At 68.8% G+C, this 15130-nt stretch carries 13 protein-coding genes; 4 read left to right on the forward strand and 9 right to left on the reverse strand.

Features of this window, described 5'->3' with window-relative positions; all coding sequences use genetic code 11:
* The first annotated feature begins 2 nt into the window (after positions 1–2).
* From OK345_RS15040 to OK345_RS15050, 3 genes are all read left to right on the forward strand, one after another.
* Positions 3–548, forward strand: a complete 546-nt coding sequence (locus OK345_RS15040; protein WP_265128804.1) for a YaeQ family protein — start codon at positions 3–5, stop codon at positions 546–548.
* On the forward strand, positions 545–1729 hold the full coding sequence (locus OK345_RS15045; RefSeq protein WP_265128806.1) for a BaiN/RdsA family NAD(P)/FAD-dependent oxidoreductase: 1185 nt from the start codon (positions 545–547) through the stop codon (positions 1727–1729). Before OK345_RS15040 ends, OK345_RS15045 begins: the two co-directional genes overlap by 4 nt.
* 89 nt (positions 1730–1818) lie before the next feature.
* The gene (locus OK345_RS15050) at positions 1819–3891 is read left to right on the forward strand and encodes a GGDEF/EAL domain-containing response regulator (protein ID WP_265128807.1); all 2073 of its coding nucleotides are present in this window, start codon (positions 1819–1821) and stop codon (positions 3889–3891) included.
* Positions 3892–4162: 271 nt separating this feature from the next.
* Here OK345_RS15050 and fabV read toward each other — a convergent pair whose 3' ends face one another.
* From fabV to OK345_RS15085, 7 genes are all read right to left on the reverse strand, one after another.
* Positions 4163–5422 carry an enoyl-ACP reductase FabV gene (fabV, locus tag OK345_RS15055; RefSeq protein WP_265128808.1) on the reverse strand — a complete coding sequence of 420 codons (1260 nt, stop codon included), beginning with the start codon at positions 5420–5422 and terminating at the stop codon, positions 4163–4165.
* Positions 5423–5822: 400 nt separating this feature from the next.
* Complete coding sequence (gene secF, locus OK345_RS15060) at positions 5823–6794, reverse strand: protein translocase subunit SecF (protein ID WP_265128810.1); 972 nt, start codon at positions 6792–6794, stop codon at positions 5823–5825.
* Positions 6795–6813: 19 nt separating this feature from the next.
* Complete coding sequence (gene secD / locus OK345_RS15065) at positions 6814–8667, reverse strand: protein translocase subunit SecD (protein WP_265128811.1); 1854 nt, start codon at positions 8665–8667, stop codon at positions 6814–6816.
* A gap of 58 nt (positions 8668–8725) precedes the next feature.
* Complete coding sequence (yajC, locus tag OK345_RS15070; protein WP_265128812.1) at positions 8726–9052, reverse strand: preprotein translocase subunit YajC; 327 nt, start codon at positions 9050–9052, stop codon at positions 8726–8728.
* Positions 9053–9176: 124 nt separating this feature from the next.
* Positions 9177–10316, reverse strand: a complete 1140-nt coding sequence (gene tgt, locus OK345_RS15075) for a tRNA guanosine(34) transglycosylase Tgt (protein ID WP_265128813.1) — start codon at positions 10314–10316, stop codon at positions 9177–9179.
* 248 nt (positions 10317–10564) lie between these two features.
* Positions 10565–11599, reverse strand: a complete 1035-nt coding sequence (queA, locus tag OK345_RS15080; protein WP_265128814.1) for a tRNA preQ1(34) S-adenosylmethionine ribosyltransferase-isomerase QueA — start codon at positions 11597–11599, stop codon at positions 10565–10567.
* A gap of 145 nt (positions 11600–11744) precedes the next feature.
* On the reverse strand, positions 11745–12176 hold the full coding sequence (locus OK345_RS15085) for an Lrp/AsnC family transcriptional regulator (RefSeq protein WP_265128815.1): 432 nt from the start codon (positions 12174–12176) through the stop codon (positions 11745–11747).
* Positions 12177–12293: 117 nt separating this feature from the next.
* Here OK345_RS15085 and OK345_RS15090 point away from each other — a divergent pair, with 117 nt between their 5' ends.
* Entirely contained in the window at positions 12294–13790 is a 1497-nt protein-coding gene (locus OK345_RS15090; protein WP_265128880.1) for an aminotransferase class III-fold pyridoxal phosphate-dependent enzyme, read from the forward strand.
* A 166-nt stretch (positions 13791–13956) separates the two neighbouring features.
* Here OK345_RS15090 and OK345_RS15095 read toward each other — a convergent pair whose 3' ends face one another.
* Together OK345_RS15095 and OK345_RS15100 are read right to left on the reverse strand one after the other, a co-directional pair.
* Positions 13957–14409, reverse strand: a complete 453-nt coding sequence (locus OK345_RS15095; protein ID WP_265128816.1) for a hypothetical protein — start codon at positions 14407–14409, stop codon at positions 13957–13959.
* An 87-nt stretch (positions 14410–14496) separates the two neighbouring features.
* Positions 14497–15120 (reverse strand): inorganic diphosphatase, encoded by a 624-nt coding sequence (locus OK345_RS15100; RefSeq protein ID WP_265128818.1) that lies wholly within the window; start codon positions 15118–15120, stop codon positions 14497–14499.
* Positions 15121–15130: the final 10 nt, after the last annotated feature.

Genomic DNA, 15130 nt, shown 5'->3' on the forward strand with positions numbered 1-15130 from the left:
CCATGGCCCTCACCGCCACCGTCCGCAAGGCCGAACTGCAGATCAGCGACATGGACCGCGGCTACTACGCCGCCCATTCGCTGACCCTGGCCCAGCACCCCTCCGAGACCGACGAGCGCCTGATGGTGCGGCTGCTGGCCTTCGCCCTCAATGCCGACGAGCGGCTGGAGTTCGGCCGCGGCCTGAGCGTGGAGGACGAACCGGACCTGTGGCGGCGCGACTACACCGGCGACATCGAGTTGTGGATCGACGTCGGCCAGCCGGACGAGTCGCGCCTGCGCAAGGCCAGCGGCCGCGCGCGCCAGGTGCTGCTGGTGAACTACGGCGGACGCGCCGCCGACCTGTGGTGGGACAAGAACGCCGGCGCGCTCAACAAGCTGGGATCGCTGCAGGTGCTGGACCTGCCGCCCGAATTCGTCGCCGGGCTCGGCGCCCTGGTCGAACGCAGCATGCGCTTCGACGTGATGATCCAGGACGGCGAGGTGCAGCTGATCTCCGACAACGCCCACCTCAGCCTGATACCGCAGTACCGCAAGACCGCGAAATGAGCGTGCTGCGTTGCGATGTGCTGGTGATCGGCGCCGGCGCGGCGGGCCTGATGTGTGCGCTCACCGCCGGCCAGCGCGGCCGTATCGTGCAGGTGATCGACCACGCCAACAAGGTCGGCAAGAAGATCCTGATGTCCGGCGGCGGCCGCTGCAATTTCACCAATACCGGCACCGGCCCGGCCAACTTCCTCTCGGCCAACCCGCACTTCTGCAAGTCGGCGCTGGCGCGCTACACCCCGGCGCACTTCATCGCGATGGTCGAGCGCCACCGCATCGCCTACCACGAGAAGGAACTGGGCCAGTTGTTCTGCGACGTCTCGTCCAAGCTGATCGTGAAGATGCTGATGGACGAGTGCCACGCGGCCGGGGTGCAGGTGCGCACCCACTGCGGCGTGGAGCGGGTCGAGCGCGGCGCCGACGGCTTCCATGTGCATACCGCGCAGGGGCATTTCCACGCCGCCTCGCTGGTGGTCGCCACCGGCGGGCTGTCGATTCCCAGCCTGGGCGCGACCGGCTTCGGCTACGAGCTGGCGCGCCAGTTCGGGCACGAGGTGCTGCCGACCCGCGCCGGGCTGGTGCCGCTCACGCTCAGCGGCAGGCACCAGGAACGGCTGTCCGACCTCAGCGGCGTGGCGCTGCCGGTGGAAGCGCGCTGCAACCGCGCCCGCTTCCGCAACTCCATGCTGCTGACCCACCGCGGGGTCAGCGGCCCGGCGATCCTGCAGATCTCCTCGTACTGGCAGCCGGGCGACGAGCTGCGGCTGGACCTGCTGCCCGACCATGACGCCGAGGCATGGCTGCGCGCGATGAAGCGCGAGCGCGGCGCCTCCGAGCTGCGCACGGTGCTGGCCGAGGTCCTGCCCAAGCGGCTGGCGCAGCGCCTGTGCGAGCACTGGCTGCCGGACCGGCCGGTGCGCCAGCTCGACGAGCGCCAGCTGCGCGAGGCCGCCGCGCTGCTGCACGACTTCCCGCTGGTGGCCAGCGGCACCGAGGGCTACCGCACCGCCGAGGTCACCCTGGGCGGCGTGGACACCCGCAAGGTGTCCTCCAGCACCTTCGAATCGCAGCTGGTGCCCGGCCTGCATTTCGTCGGCGAGGTGCTGGACGTCACCGGCTGGCTGGGTGGCTACAATTTCCAGTGGGCCTGGGCATCTGGCCATGCCGCCGGCAACGCGGTGTGATCCGCGCCCGGAATCGTGACCCGGCATCGCTCCGCACATGGACGCCACCGCGGGCATCGTGTATTAAACCCCGTCCGAGGGAGTCCTGAATGCAGAACGGCAAAGACATCACCATCCGCCTGCTGATCGTCGATGACAGCGGCGAGAACGCCGAAGCCATCGTCAGCACATTGCGCAACAGCGGCATCGCGGTACGCCCGGCGCGGCCGCAGAACGCCGCCGAGCTGGCGCAGGTGCTGGGCAGCCAGCCCATCGACCTGGTGCTGGCCGCGCCGTCGCAGGGCATCCCGCTGATGCTGGTCACCCAGCAGATCGCCGCCAGCGGCAAGGACATTCCGATGATCCTGCTGGCCGACCGCATCGACGAGAACGAGCTGGTCGAGTCGGTCGCCAACGGCATCCGCGCCATCGCCCTGCGCCAGCGCCCCGAGCACCTGCTGTCGGTGGTCCGCAACGAATGGACCGACCTGCAGGCCCGTCGCGGGCTGCGCCGGATCGAGGCGCAGATGCGCGAGACCGAGCGCCGCTGCGATGCGCTGATCTCCTCCTCGCGCGACCCCATCGCCTACATCCACGAAGGCATGCACATCCGCGCCAACGAGGCCTACCTGGAGATGTTCGGGTACGAGTCGTTCGACGACGTGGAAGGCATCTCGCTGCTGGACATGGTGGCGCCGCAGCACGTGGAGGACTTCAAGCAGCTGCTGAAGTCGCTGAGCAAGGGCGAGGCGCCGCCGCCGCAGTACCAGGTGGACGCGCGCAGCCAGGCCGGCGAGACCTTCCCGGCCACGATGGAATTCACCGCCGCCAGCTACGAGGGCGAATCCTGCGTGCAGGTGGTGTTCCGCCGCCGCGAGGAATTCGACCCCGAACTGGCGCGCGAGGTCGAGGACCTGCGCCAGCGCGACCAGGTCACCGGCCTGCTCAACCGCCCCACCTTCATGGTGCAGCTGGAGAACGCGGTGGCCCAGGTCAGCCGCAGCGAGGGCCAGTACGGCTTCCTGCTGATCGAGCCGGACCACTACGCCCGCCTGCTGCCGGACATCGGCCTGGACTCGGCCGACGCGCTGATCGCCGCGCTCGGCCAGCACCTGGCCTCGGCGCTGGACAGCGGCGTACAGGTCGCCCGTTTCGGCGAACACAGCTTCGCGGTGCTGATGGAGGGCAACTACGCGCTGACCTCCTCTGTCGCCGAGCAGGTGCGCGAAGCCTTCGCCGCGCGGATCTTCAGCATCGGCGAGCGCTCGGCCACCGTCACCGTCAGCGTCGGCGGCGTGCAGGTCGGCGAGAAGATCGCCAGCGTCGGCCAGGTGCTGGCCCGCGCCAGCGAGTGCATGCACGCCGCGGCCCAGCTCGGCGGCAACACCACCCGGATCTTCGACCCCGGCGCCGCCGACCGGGTCGAGGAGGAACGCATCCAGCGCTGGGTCGCGCGCATCCGCGAGGCGCTGGCCGGCGAAGGCTTCCAGCTGCACTACCAGCCCGTGCTCAACCTGCAGGGCGAGCCGATGGAGCTGTACGAGGCGTTCCTGCGGCTGGACAACAACGGCGAGCTGGTCAGCCCCGCGGCGTTCCTCGAGATCGCCGCCGACCACGGCCTGCTCGGCGAGATCAACCGCTGGGTGGTGGCCCATGCCATCGGCGTGATCGGCGAGCGCCAGCGCGCCGGGCACGCCACCCACCTGATGGTCAAGGTGACGCCCGAGTCGTTCGCCGACCCGCAGCTGATCGAACTGATCCGCAACGCGCTGCTGGCGCAGGGCGTGCCGGGCGAGCGGCTGTGGCTGCAGACGCCGGAGGCCAAGGTCTTCACCCACCTGCGCAACGCCCAGCAGTTCCTCGCCAGCGTGTCGCAGCTGGGCTGCAAGGTCGGCCTGGAGCAGTTCGGCTCCGGCCTGGATTCGTTCCAGCTGCTGGCCCACTTCCAGCCGGCCTTCCTGAAGCTGGACCGCGACTTCACCAGCGACCTGAGCCGGACCAAGGAGCACCAGGAGAAGATCCAGGAGATCACCGAGCGCGCGCAGTCGGCCAGCATCCGCACCATCGCCGAGTTCGTCGCCGACGCCGCCTCGATGAGCATGCTGTTCAGCGCCGGCGTCGACTACGTGCAGGGCGACTTCGTCGGCCCGGCCGATGCCGGCATGAACTTCGACTTCTCCTGAGCCTGCGTGCCGGGACACGAAAAAGGCCGCGCATCGCGCGGCCTTTTTCGTGGCTGCCCCCAAGGTCGGAACGGGCGGAGGAAGAGGCGTTCTTCGCCCTTCGTGTAGCGCATACAGGCTCCTCCATCCTTGGCTGGTCGCGACTGACGTCGCTCCTACAGAGGCGGCGATGCATTGTAGGAGCGACGTCAGTCGCGACCAGTCCTCGGCCAGGAGAAGCGCCAGGAAAAAGCCGCGCGATGCGCGGCTTCTTCCTGCCTGCTGCCTGTACTCAGACCTCGACCAGATCCGGGATCGCGACATCGGGATTGACGTCGGCGTCGTAGTCCACGCCGGCGATGCCGAACCCGAACAGGCGCAGGAAGTCGGCCTTGTAGCCGGCCAGGTCGCTGATCTGGTACAGGTTCTCGTTGGTTACCTGCGGCCACAGCTCCAGCACCTTGCCCTGCACTTCCGGCGCCATTTCCTTGTAGTCGGCGCGCAGGCGGCCTTCCTCGTCCACCAGCGCGACGCTGCGGCCCTTGCCGTCGACCAGTTCGCGGCGGATGTGTCCGGCCGCGTCCGTGCCGCCCTGCGGGCCGTTGTAGAGGATGTCGTACAGGGTATCGAGCTGCTCGATGCAGCCCTCGTGCGTGCCCTGCTCCTTCATCACCTTGAACAGCAGCGACAGGTACAGCGGCATGGTCGGGATCGCCGAGCTGGCCTGGGTGACCACCGCCTTGAGCACCGACACCCGCGCATCGCCGCCGATGGCGGCGAGCTTGCCGCGGATGCCCAGCACCTTCTGGTCCAGGTCCTTCTTGGCCGCACCGATGGAGCCGTTCCAGTAGATGGCCTGGGTGATCTCCTCGCCGACGTAGGTGAACGCGGTGGTGGTCGCGCCCTCGGCCAGCACGCCGGCCTCCAGCAGCGCGTCGATCCACATCTGCCAGTCCTCGCCGCCCATCACCGCGACGGTGCCGGCGATCTCCTCGGCGGTGGCCGGCTGCAGGGTGGTCTCGGTCAGCACTTCCTTGTCGGTATCCAGCCCGCGCAGGGTGATCGGCGCGCCGATCGGCTTCAGCGTGGAACTGATGACCTCGCCGGTCTTCGGATGCTTGCGGCGCGGCGCGGCAAGGCTGTAGACCACCTGGTCGACCTGGCCCAGGTCGGCCTTGATGATCTCGATGACCTTCTGCTTGACCTCGTCGGAGAACGCGTCGCCGTTGACGCTCTTGGCGTACAGCCCCGCCTCGCCGGCGAACTTGTGGAACGCGGCCGAGTTGTACCAGCCGGCGGTCCCCGGCTTGCTCTCGCTGCCCGGACGCTCGAAGAACACGCCCAGCGTGGCGGCATCGCTGCCGAAGGCGGCGGTGATCCGCGCGGCCAGCCCGTAGCCGGTCGAGGCGCCGATCACCAGCACCTTCTTCGGGCCGTTGGCGATCTTCGGCCTGGCCTTGATGTAGTCGATCTGCTCCTTGACGGCCGCTTCGCAACCGACGGGATGGGTGGTGACGCAGATGAAGCCGCGCACACGCGGTTTGATGACCATGGAAACCTCGATCTGGAAAGGATGGTTGGCGGCGGACCGGCTCGATGCGCCAGGCAAGCCAGCCGCCGGTCGACAACCGGGGGCACGGATTGCGAACGCCGCCATCGTCGCATGCCTGCGATCGACCGAAGCCGTATCGGACAAACGTCGAGCCGAAAGATCGTAGTGTGCGCCTGCAGCGAAAACAACCGACGCCGGCGCATGGTGGGGCTGCGTCGTGCAGGTCGTCGCGGGTGTCCGCGGCCCTAGGGAAAAGCTCGCGACTGACGTCGCTCCTACAAGAGCGACGTTGTGTGCTGTAGGAGCGACGTCAATCGCGACCGATGGGCCATCGACTCCCAGGCAAAAGAAAAGCCGCGCAGAGCGCGGCTTTCCGGTCGTACGGGGGCGACGCCCGCGATCAGGGACGGCGCGCCAGTTCCTCCAGGTCCTTGGCCTTGGGCAGCAGGTCCTGCTTGGTGACCTTCAGCGCGCCCATCGTCAGCAGCGGGCAGGCGATGAAGATCGAGGACAGGGTGCCGACCACCGCGCCGATCATCTGGCTCAGCGCCAGCCCTTCCAGCGAGCCGCCGCCGTACAGGTACAGCGCCAGCACCGACAGGAAGAACACCACCGAGGTGATGATGGTGCGCGACAGGGTCTGGTTGATCGAGCGGTTCATCACTTCCAGCGGCTCGACCCGCAGGCTGCGGAAGTTCTCGCGGACGCGGTCGAACACCACGATGGTGTCGTTGATCGAGAAGCCCATCACCGACAGCAGGCCCGCCAGCACGGTCAGGTCGAACTCCCGCCCGCTCAGCGAGAAGTAGGCCGCCACCAGCAGCACGTCGAACATCGTGGTCAGGGTGGCGACGATGGCGAACTTCAGCTCGAAGCGGAAACCGATGTAGATCAGGAAGCCGACGATCACGAACAGCGCCGCGTACACGCCGTTCATCGCCAGTTCCTTGCCCACCTGCGGGCCGACGAATTCGGTACGCAGCACGGTGGCCTGGTTGTCCTGCGCCGAGATCGCCGCCAGCACCGCCTGGGCGGTACGGTTGTTGGCCTCGCCGTCGTTGGCGCCTTCGGTCTCCAGCGGCTGCAGGCGGATCAGCAGGTCGCTGCCGCTGCCGAAGTTCTGCACCTGGGCGCCGCCGTAACCGGCGCCTTCCAGGTGGTCTCGCACTTCATCGACGTTGGCCGGCTTCTCGAACCGGACCTCGACCACGGTGCCGCCGGTGAAATCCAGCGCGTAGTTGAAGCCCTTGAAGGCGATCAGGCCGACCGAGGCGAAGAACAGCAGCACGGCGATGCCCACCGCCACCCAGCGGGTGCGCATGAAGTCGAACTGGGTGTCGTTCGGGATCAGATGCAACGGGAACAGTTTCATGGATTCGCTCTTCTTCCCGTCAGATGGCCAGGGACTTGAGTTTCTTGCGGCGGCTGTAGACCAGCACCGCCAGCGCGCGCGACACGGTGATCGCGGTGAACATCGAGGCGAAGATGCCGACGATCATGGTCACCGCGAAACCCTTCAGCGGGCCGGTGCCGAACGCGTACAGCGCCACGCCGGCGAGGATGCCGGTGAGGTTGGCGTCGAAGATGGTGCCCGACGCTTTCTCGTAGCCGGCGGCGATGGCGGCCTTGGCCGGCACCCCGGCGCGCAGCTCCTCGCGGATGCGCTCGTTGATCAGCACGTTGGCGTCCACCGACAGGCCGATCGACAGCGCCAGGCCGGCGAAACCGGGCAACGTCATCGTCGCGCCGAACAGCGACATCACCGCGACTACGATCAGCAGGTTGAACATCAACGCGATCGAGGTCAGCACGCCGAACATGCGGTAGTAGACGGTGAAGAACAGCAGCGTGAACAGGAACGCGTACAGCACCGCGGTGACGCCACGGGCCACGTTCTCGGCACCCAGGCTGGGACCGACGATGCGCTCCTCGATGAAGTCCATCGGTGCGGCCAGCGAGCCGGCGCGCAGCAGCTTGGCCAGGTTGTCGGCCTCGGTCTTCTCCAGGCCGGTGGTCTGGAAGTTCTTGCCGAACACGCCGTTGATGTTGGCGACCGAGATCACCTCTTCCTTGACCCGGAAGCTGCGCACCTCCTCGCCGTCGACCACCGACACCTGCGGAATGCGCTCGGTGTAGACCACCGCCATCGGCTTGTTCACGTTGGCGCTGGTGAAGTCGAACATGCGCTGGCCGCCGACGTTGTTCAGGGTCACGCTGACCGCCGGCATGCCGTTCTGGTCGACCGACACGCTGGCCGCGACCATCTGGTCGCCGGTGACGATCACGCGCTTGTTCAGCAGCACCGGGCCGCCGCCGTCGCGACGGTGGTAGACCTTGGCTTCCGGCGGGATGCGACCGGTGGCGATCGCATCCTGCGCGTTGCCGTCCACCACGGCCCGGTACTCCAGGGTGGCGGTGGCGCCGATCATGCGCTTGGCCTCGGCGGTGTCCTGCACGCCCGGCAGCTGCACGACCACGCGATCCTCGCCCTGGCGCTGGATGATCGGCTCGGCCACGCCGAGTTCGTTGACGCGGTTGCGCAGCGTGGCGATGTTCTGCTCGATGGCGCCGCTGGCGATCTGGCCCAGTTCGGCATCGGGCACGCTCACCACGATGCGGTTGCCGGAGATGTCGTAGCCCAGCGTCGGCTGCGCCTTGGCCAGCACGCCGCGGGCATTGGCCGGCGCGTCGGCGCCGGCCGAGGGGCTGAGCGTGGCAACGATGCTGTTGTCGCCGCGGCGCTCGACCGACTGGTACGGGATGCGCGCATCGCGCAGGCTGCTGCGGATGTCCTCGGCATAGGCGTCGAGGCGCTTTTCCAGCGCCGCCTTCTGGTCCACCTGCAGCACGAAGTGCACGCCGCCCTGCAGGTCCAGGCCCAGCACCATCGGCTTGGCGCCGAGGTTGCTCAGCCAGTCCGGCACGGTGGAGGCCAGGTTCAGCGCGACCGTGTAGTCCTCGCCCAGGTCCGCGCGCAGCATGTCGTTGGCCGCGGTCTGCGCCTGCAGGCTGGGCAGGCGAACCATCAGGCTGTCGCCCTCCTGCGCCACCGACAACGGCTCGACCCCGGCCTTGGCCAGGTCGGCGGCGACCCTGTCGCGCAGCGGGCCGTCGATCTGGCCGCCACGGTTGGCGGTGATCTGCACGGAGGGATCCTTCTGGTAGATGTTGGGCAGCGCGTACAGCGCGCTGACCGCCAGAATGATCAGGATGAGGAAGTACTTCCAGCGTGGAAATTCGAGCATTGCAGGGTCCTGCGCGGCGCCGGTACCGGCGCCACGACGTGGCAGTCGGGGGATTCGATCAGGCGGACTTCAGCGTGCCCTTGGGCAGCACGTTGCCGATGGCGCCCTTCTGCACGCGGATGCGCACGTTGTCGGCCACCTCCACGGTGACGAAGTTGTCGCCGATGTCGGTGACCACGCCGGCGATGCCGCCGGAGGTCAGCACCTCGTCGCCCTTGGAGATCTTCTCCAGCATCGCCTTGTGTTCCTTCTGGCGCTTCATCTGCGGGCGGATCATCAGGAAATACATGATCGCGATCAGGATGATCGGGAACAGCAGGGTGCTCATCGCCATGCCCGGCGGGTTGGCCTGGGCGACGGGAATCAGGGTGGCGATCAGGTTCATCTTGTGTCCTTGGGTTGGGCGGCGGCGGTCCCGGGCGGGGCCGGTGGTGCTGCCGCGAAACAGGGGTCAGCCGTGAAGTATGCCACGGCCCCGGGCATGCGTCCCCCGGGGCCGGCGCGGCGGCCTATTCCCCGGTGAGCGCCGGGGTGGGCATGCCACGGGCCGCGTAGAACGACTCGCGGAAGGCGGCAAAGGTTCCCGAGGCGATCGCCGCGCGCATGTCCGCCATCAGCTTCTCGTAGTAGAAAAGGTTGTGCAGGGTGCCCAGCATCGGCGCCAGCATCTCGTTGCAGCGGTCCAGGTGGCGCAGGTAGGCGCGGGTGTAGCCGCTGCTGCAGGCATGGCAGCCGCAGCCCGGCTCGATCGGGTCCAGGTCGCGCTCGTAGCGGGCGTTGCGGATGCGCACGGTGCCGGACGAGGTGAAATAGTGGCCGTTGCGGGCGTTGCGGGTGGGCATCACGCAGTCGAACATGTCCACGCCGCGGGCCACGCCTTCCACCAGGTCCTCCGGGCGCCCCACCCCCATCAGGTAGCGCGGGCGGTCCTTCGGCAGCAGCGGGTTCATGTGGTCGAGCATGGCGTTGCGCTCGTGCTCGGGCTCGCCCACCGCCAGTCCGCCGATGGCGTAGCCGTCGAAGCCGATCCGCTGCAGGCCCTCGGCCGAGCGGCTGCGCAGGGCGTGGTGCACCCCGCCCTGGACGATTCCGAACAGGGCCGCGTCGTTGCCCAGCTCGTCGTGGGCGTTGCGGCTGCGCTGGGCCCAGCGCAGGCTCAGCTCCATCGAGGTGCGGGCGACCTGCTCGGTGGCCGGGTACGGGGTGCACTCGTCGAAGATCATCACGATGTCCGAATCGAGCACCTTCTGGATGTGCATGCTCTCCTCCGGCCCTAGGAACACCCGGGCGCCGTCGGTCGGCGAGGCGAAGGTGACGCCCTGCTCGGTGATCTTGCGCCGGTGCGCCAGCGAGAACACCTGGAAGCCACCCGAATCGGTGAGGATCGGCCCGTCCCAGCGGGCGAAGCCGTGCAGGCCGCCGTGGTCGGCGATCACGTCCAGGCCCGGGCGCAGGTACAGGTGGAAGGTGTTGCCTAGGATGATCTCGGCGCCCAGCGCGCGGATCTGCTCCGGCAGCACACCCTTGACCGAGCCGTACGTCCCCACCGGCATGAATGCCGGGGTCTCCACGGTCCCCCGCGGGAAGGTCAGGCGGCCGCGGCGGGCGCGCCCGTCGGTGGTCTGGAGCTGGAACTGGAGTCGGGACATGGGAGGCACGCGCGGAAACAAGCCTCGCATTGTCGCGGATTGGCGACGCCAGTCCCAGCCCGCGCGTCGGCGCCCCGGGTGGCGCCCGGACCGACGCGCAGGAGTGACGTTGCGTGGTCCCGGGCCATCAGTCGCGACGGGCCTTGCCGGGAAAGCCCCGGTCGCGACTGACGTCGCTCCCACATCATTGTTATAGACCGCGGCCGCTGCCGCGGAACCCGGTGCGGGACCGGCTTCCGGCGTTGCCGTCAGGCGCCCGCTTCCGGGAACAGCAGCATCGCATCGCCGTAGCTGAAGAAGCGGTAGCGCTCGGCGATGGCGTGGCGGTAGGCGGCGAACACGCGCTCCTTGCCGGCGAATGCCGAGATCATCATCAGCAGCGTGCTTTCGGGCAGATGGAAATTGGTGACCATCGCATCGACGCTGCGGATGCGGTAGCCGGGCACGATGAAGATCTGGGTCTCGCCGGCGAACGGCTGCAGTTCGCCGTCGCGCAGCGCGCTCTCCAGCGCGCGCACGACGGTGGTGCCGACCGCGACCACGCGGCCACCGGCGGCGCGGGTGCGGCGCACCTGCTCCACCAAGGCGGCGCCGACGTTGAGCCATTCGCGGTGCATCACGTGCTGCGACAGCTCGTCCACCCGCACCGGCTGGAACGTGCCTGCACCGACATGCAGGGTCACGTGGCCGAAATCGATACCGCGCTCGCGCAGCCGCGCCAGCAGCGGCTCGTCGAAATGCAGGCCGGCGGTGGGCGCGGCCACCGCGCCGATCTCGCGGGCGAACACGGTCTGGTAGCGCTCGCGGTCGTCGGCGCCGGGTTCGCGCTGGATGTAGGGCGGCAGCGGCAGCCGGCCGGCGTGCAGCAGCCATTTCTCCAGCGGCTCGGACACCTCGAAGCGCAGCAGGTAGAACTCGCCGTCGCGGCCCAGCACCTCGGCCTCGCCGCCGGCGTCGAGCAGGATCCGGCCGCCGGCCTTGGGCGACTTGCTGGCGCCGATCTGCACCCGCGCCTGTTGCCCGCCGAGCAGCCGCTCGATCAGGATCTCCACCCGCCCGCCCGAGGTCTTCTGCCCGAACAGCCGCGCCGGGATCACCCGGGTGTCGTTGAACACCAGCAGGTCGCCGGGCTGCAGCAGCTCCGGCAGGTCGCGTACATGGCGGTCGGCGAAGGCCGCCGGTGCCGGCGGCACCACCATCAGGCGGCTGGCCGAGCGCTCCGGCAAGGGCGCCTGGGCGATCAGGGATTCGGGCAGGTCGTAGTGGAAATCGGACTTCTTCAAGGCCGGGGCATCAGGCGGGAAAGCCGGACATTGTAGTCCCTCGGCCCCACGCAGCCCCTTGTAGGAGCGACGTCAGTCGCGACGGGGCCTTCCCGGGAAAGCCCCGTCGCGACTGACGTCGCTCCTACAACGTCCCCATCGACGCTCAGCGTTCGAACTTGGTCGACAGGATGATCGACGACATGGTGCGCTCCACCCCGTCGATGGCGCCGATGCTGTCGGTCAGCACGTCCATGTCGTTGACCGCGCGCACCACCCCCAGCGCGATCAGGTCGTACTCGCCGCTGACCGAATGCAGCTCGCGGACCTCGGGAATTTCCCGCAATGCCATGACCACCGAGGTCATCTTCTTGGGCAGCACGGTGATCATGATGTGGGCGCGGATGGCGCCCTGCTCGTAGTCCTCGTGGGTACGCACGGTGTAGCCGCGGATCACCCCCTGCCGCTCCAGCTTGTCGATGCGGCTCTGCACCGTGGTGCGCGACAGGCCGAGCCGGCGCGCGATCTGTGCGGTGGACGCGCGCGCATCCTCGCGCAGCAGCGAAAGCAGTTGTTCGTCGGAGGCGGAAGTTTTCATTTGCGCAGGATGTTTCGTCGAATCGACGAAATTATCCGATTTCCTGCGCAGATCATATCTGCCAAATGACAAACGGCTCCTGATAATGGATCGTTCAGCCACGAACTGGAGATGAGCATGACCGTACTCGGCCCCCTCGCCCCGCTGCGCGCGCACGCCGGCAACCGCCTCACCGAAGGGCTGGACGACACTGCCGTCGAACGTCTGGCCGCCGCCCACCCGGCGCTGGCCGCCGCCATCCAGGCCGCCGCCGAGGAGTATGCGCGGGTGCGCGACGAGTTCGCCGCGGTGCTCGACCTGGACGAATCCGAACAGATCCGGGTCCTGCAGGACGGCTTCGTCAACTTCTATGCCGACGACTGCGTGACGCCCTACGTCGCGCTGGCCGCGCGCGGGCCGTGGGTGGTCACCCTCAAGGGCGCGGTGCTGTACGACGCCGGCGGCTACGGCATGCTCGGCTTCGGCCATACCCCGCCGGCGGTGCTCGAGGCCATGGCCAGGCCGCAGGTGATGGCCAACGTGATGACCCCGAGCCTGTCGCAGCAGCGCTTCGTGCGCGCCCTGCGCGCGGAGATCGGGCATACCCGCGGCGGCTGTCCGTTCAGCCACTTCATGTGCCTGAACTCGGGTTCGGAGTCGGTGGGCCTGGCCGCACGCATCGTCGACGTCAACGCCAAGCTGCAGACCGACCCGGGCGCACGCCATGCCGGCGCCGCGATCAAGCGGGTGGTGGTCAAGGGCAGCTTCCACGGCCGCACCGAGCGCCCGGCGCTGTATTCGGACTCCACCCGCAAGACCTACCAGCAGCACCTGGCCAGCTACCGCGGCGAGGACTCGGTGATCGCCATCGCGCCGTACGACGCCGAGGCGCTGAAGCGCGCGTTCGCCGAGGCCGAGGCCAACGGCTGGTTCATCGAGGCGGTGTTCCTGGAGCCGGTGATGGGCGAAGGCGATCCCGGCCGCTCGCTGCCGCCGGCGTTCTATGCCGTCGCGCGCGAACTGACCCGCGACCACGGCAGCCTGCTGCTGGTGGATTCGATCCAGGCCGGCCTGCGCGCCCACGGCGTGCTGTCGGTGATCGACTACCCCGGATTCGAGCGGCTCGACCCGCCGGACATGGAAACCTATTCCAAGGCGCTCAATGCCGCGCAGTTCCCGCTGTCGGTGCTGGCCGTGAGCGAACGCGCCGCGCAGCTGTACCGCAAGGGCATCTACGGCAACACCATGACCACCAACCCGCGCGCGCTCGACGTGGCCTGCGCCACCCTCGCCCAGCTCACCCCGGAAGTCCGCGCCAACATCCGCGAGCGCGGCGCCGAGGCACTGCGCAAGCTGGAGCAGCTCAAGGACGAACTGGGCGGGCTGATCACCAAGGTCCAGGGCACCGGCCTGCTGTTCTCCTGCGAACTGGCCCCGCAGTTCAAGTGCTACGGCGCCGGCTCCACCGAGGAATGGCTGCGCCGGCACGGCATCAACGTGATCCATGGCGGCGAGAACTCGTTGCGCTTCACCCCGCAGTTCATGATGGACAGCGCGGAACTGGACCTGCTGGTGTCGCTGGTGGGCCGCGCCCTGCGCGAAGGCCCGCGCCGCGAGCAGGCTGCCGCGGCCTGAGGCCTGCTCCACCACGGCAACCGCCACGCACGGGAACGGCATGGACGCCGCCTGCGCACCGGCCGGCCATGCGTCGGCGTTGCCGTCCGAGGCCGGCAACGTCGACGGAAAACGCGGCGCACCCTCCGCTCATCTCCATCGCCGCGCGCCTGCACGGCCTTGCGCGCTACCGATGCGGACCGCCGGCCTCCCCCGCCGGCCCACGCATCCGCCATGCCCGCACCTGCCATCCGGCCGCCGCCAGCGCCAGGGCGTTGCTGCCGACGATGTAGGCCCCCAGGCCCGGCATCGGCGCGTCGGAAACGAAGTTCCAGATGGACACGCCCACCAGCACCAGCAGGTACAGGCCGTAACCGGCCAGCACACCGCGGAACCAGGCCGGCCGCCCCCAGCGCAGCAGCGCGAAACAGAGGACCGGCGCCTGGAAGTACAGCAGCGCCCAGCATCCGCGCAGGTCGAACCTGGACGGGTCGTCGATCGCCAGGATCGCCGTGGCTGCCACCACCACGGCGGCGTAGAGATAGTTCGGCCAGCGATACCAGCGGCCCGGCCACGCCCGGCGACCGGCGCGCAGCGATGGCGAATGCGATCCAGGGGGCTGGTAGGGGTTGAATCCCATGTCGTTCCGTGACGGCGGCAGGTTCCCCATCTTGGCCGCATGGCGGCCCTCGCGCATCCCCCGCCGCCTGGTGCGGCGACGCCTCGATCATCGGGCGCCCGCGGAACCGCCATGGTCGAACCGCTCCCGCGCGGCGCGGATCAGGGCACGCGCCTCCTCCGCCGTGCCCCAGCCGTCGAGAACCACCGTATTGCCGCCCTCGGGCAGGTCCTTGTAGACACGGAAGAACGCTTCGATGCGCTGGCGCTCGATCTGCGGCAGGTCCGCCAGTTCGCGGATGCCGGCATAGCTGGGGTCCACCGCGTCCACCGGCACGCCGATCACCTTCTCGTCGGCCTCGCCACGGTCGACCATCTTCAGGTAGCCGATCGGCCGGAACCGCAGCAGCACGCCCGGGTGCAACGGCGCGCGGGTGATGACCAGCGCATCCAGCGGATCGCCATCGCCGGCCAGGGTGCGCGGCAGCGAGCCGTAGTTGGCCGGATAGGCCATCGGCATCGACAGGAAGCGGTCGACATGCAGCAGGCCGTCGTCGCCGATCTCGTACTTGATGAAGCTGCCGGCCGGGATTTCCACCACCATCAGCGCTTCGGCCGGCGCCGCAACCGGTTGCTCGACGGCGAATGGATGGCGGATACCCTCGCCGGCATGGGCGCCGGCGGCGGCGAACAACGCCGCCGACAGCAAGGCGTGCAGGATGCGGTGGTTCATTGTCGATATT

It is taken from the genome of Xanthomonas chitinilytica (assembly GCF_026107455.2).
Classification (GTDB): Bacteria; Pseudomonadota; Gammaproteobacteria; order Xanthomonadales; family Xanthomonadaceae; genus Stenotrophomonas; species Stenotrophomonas chitinilytica.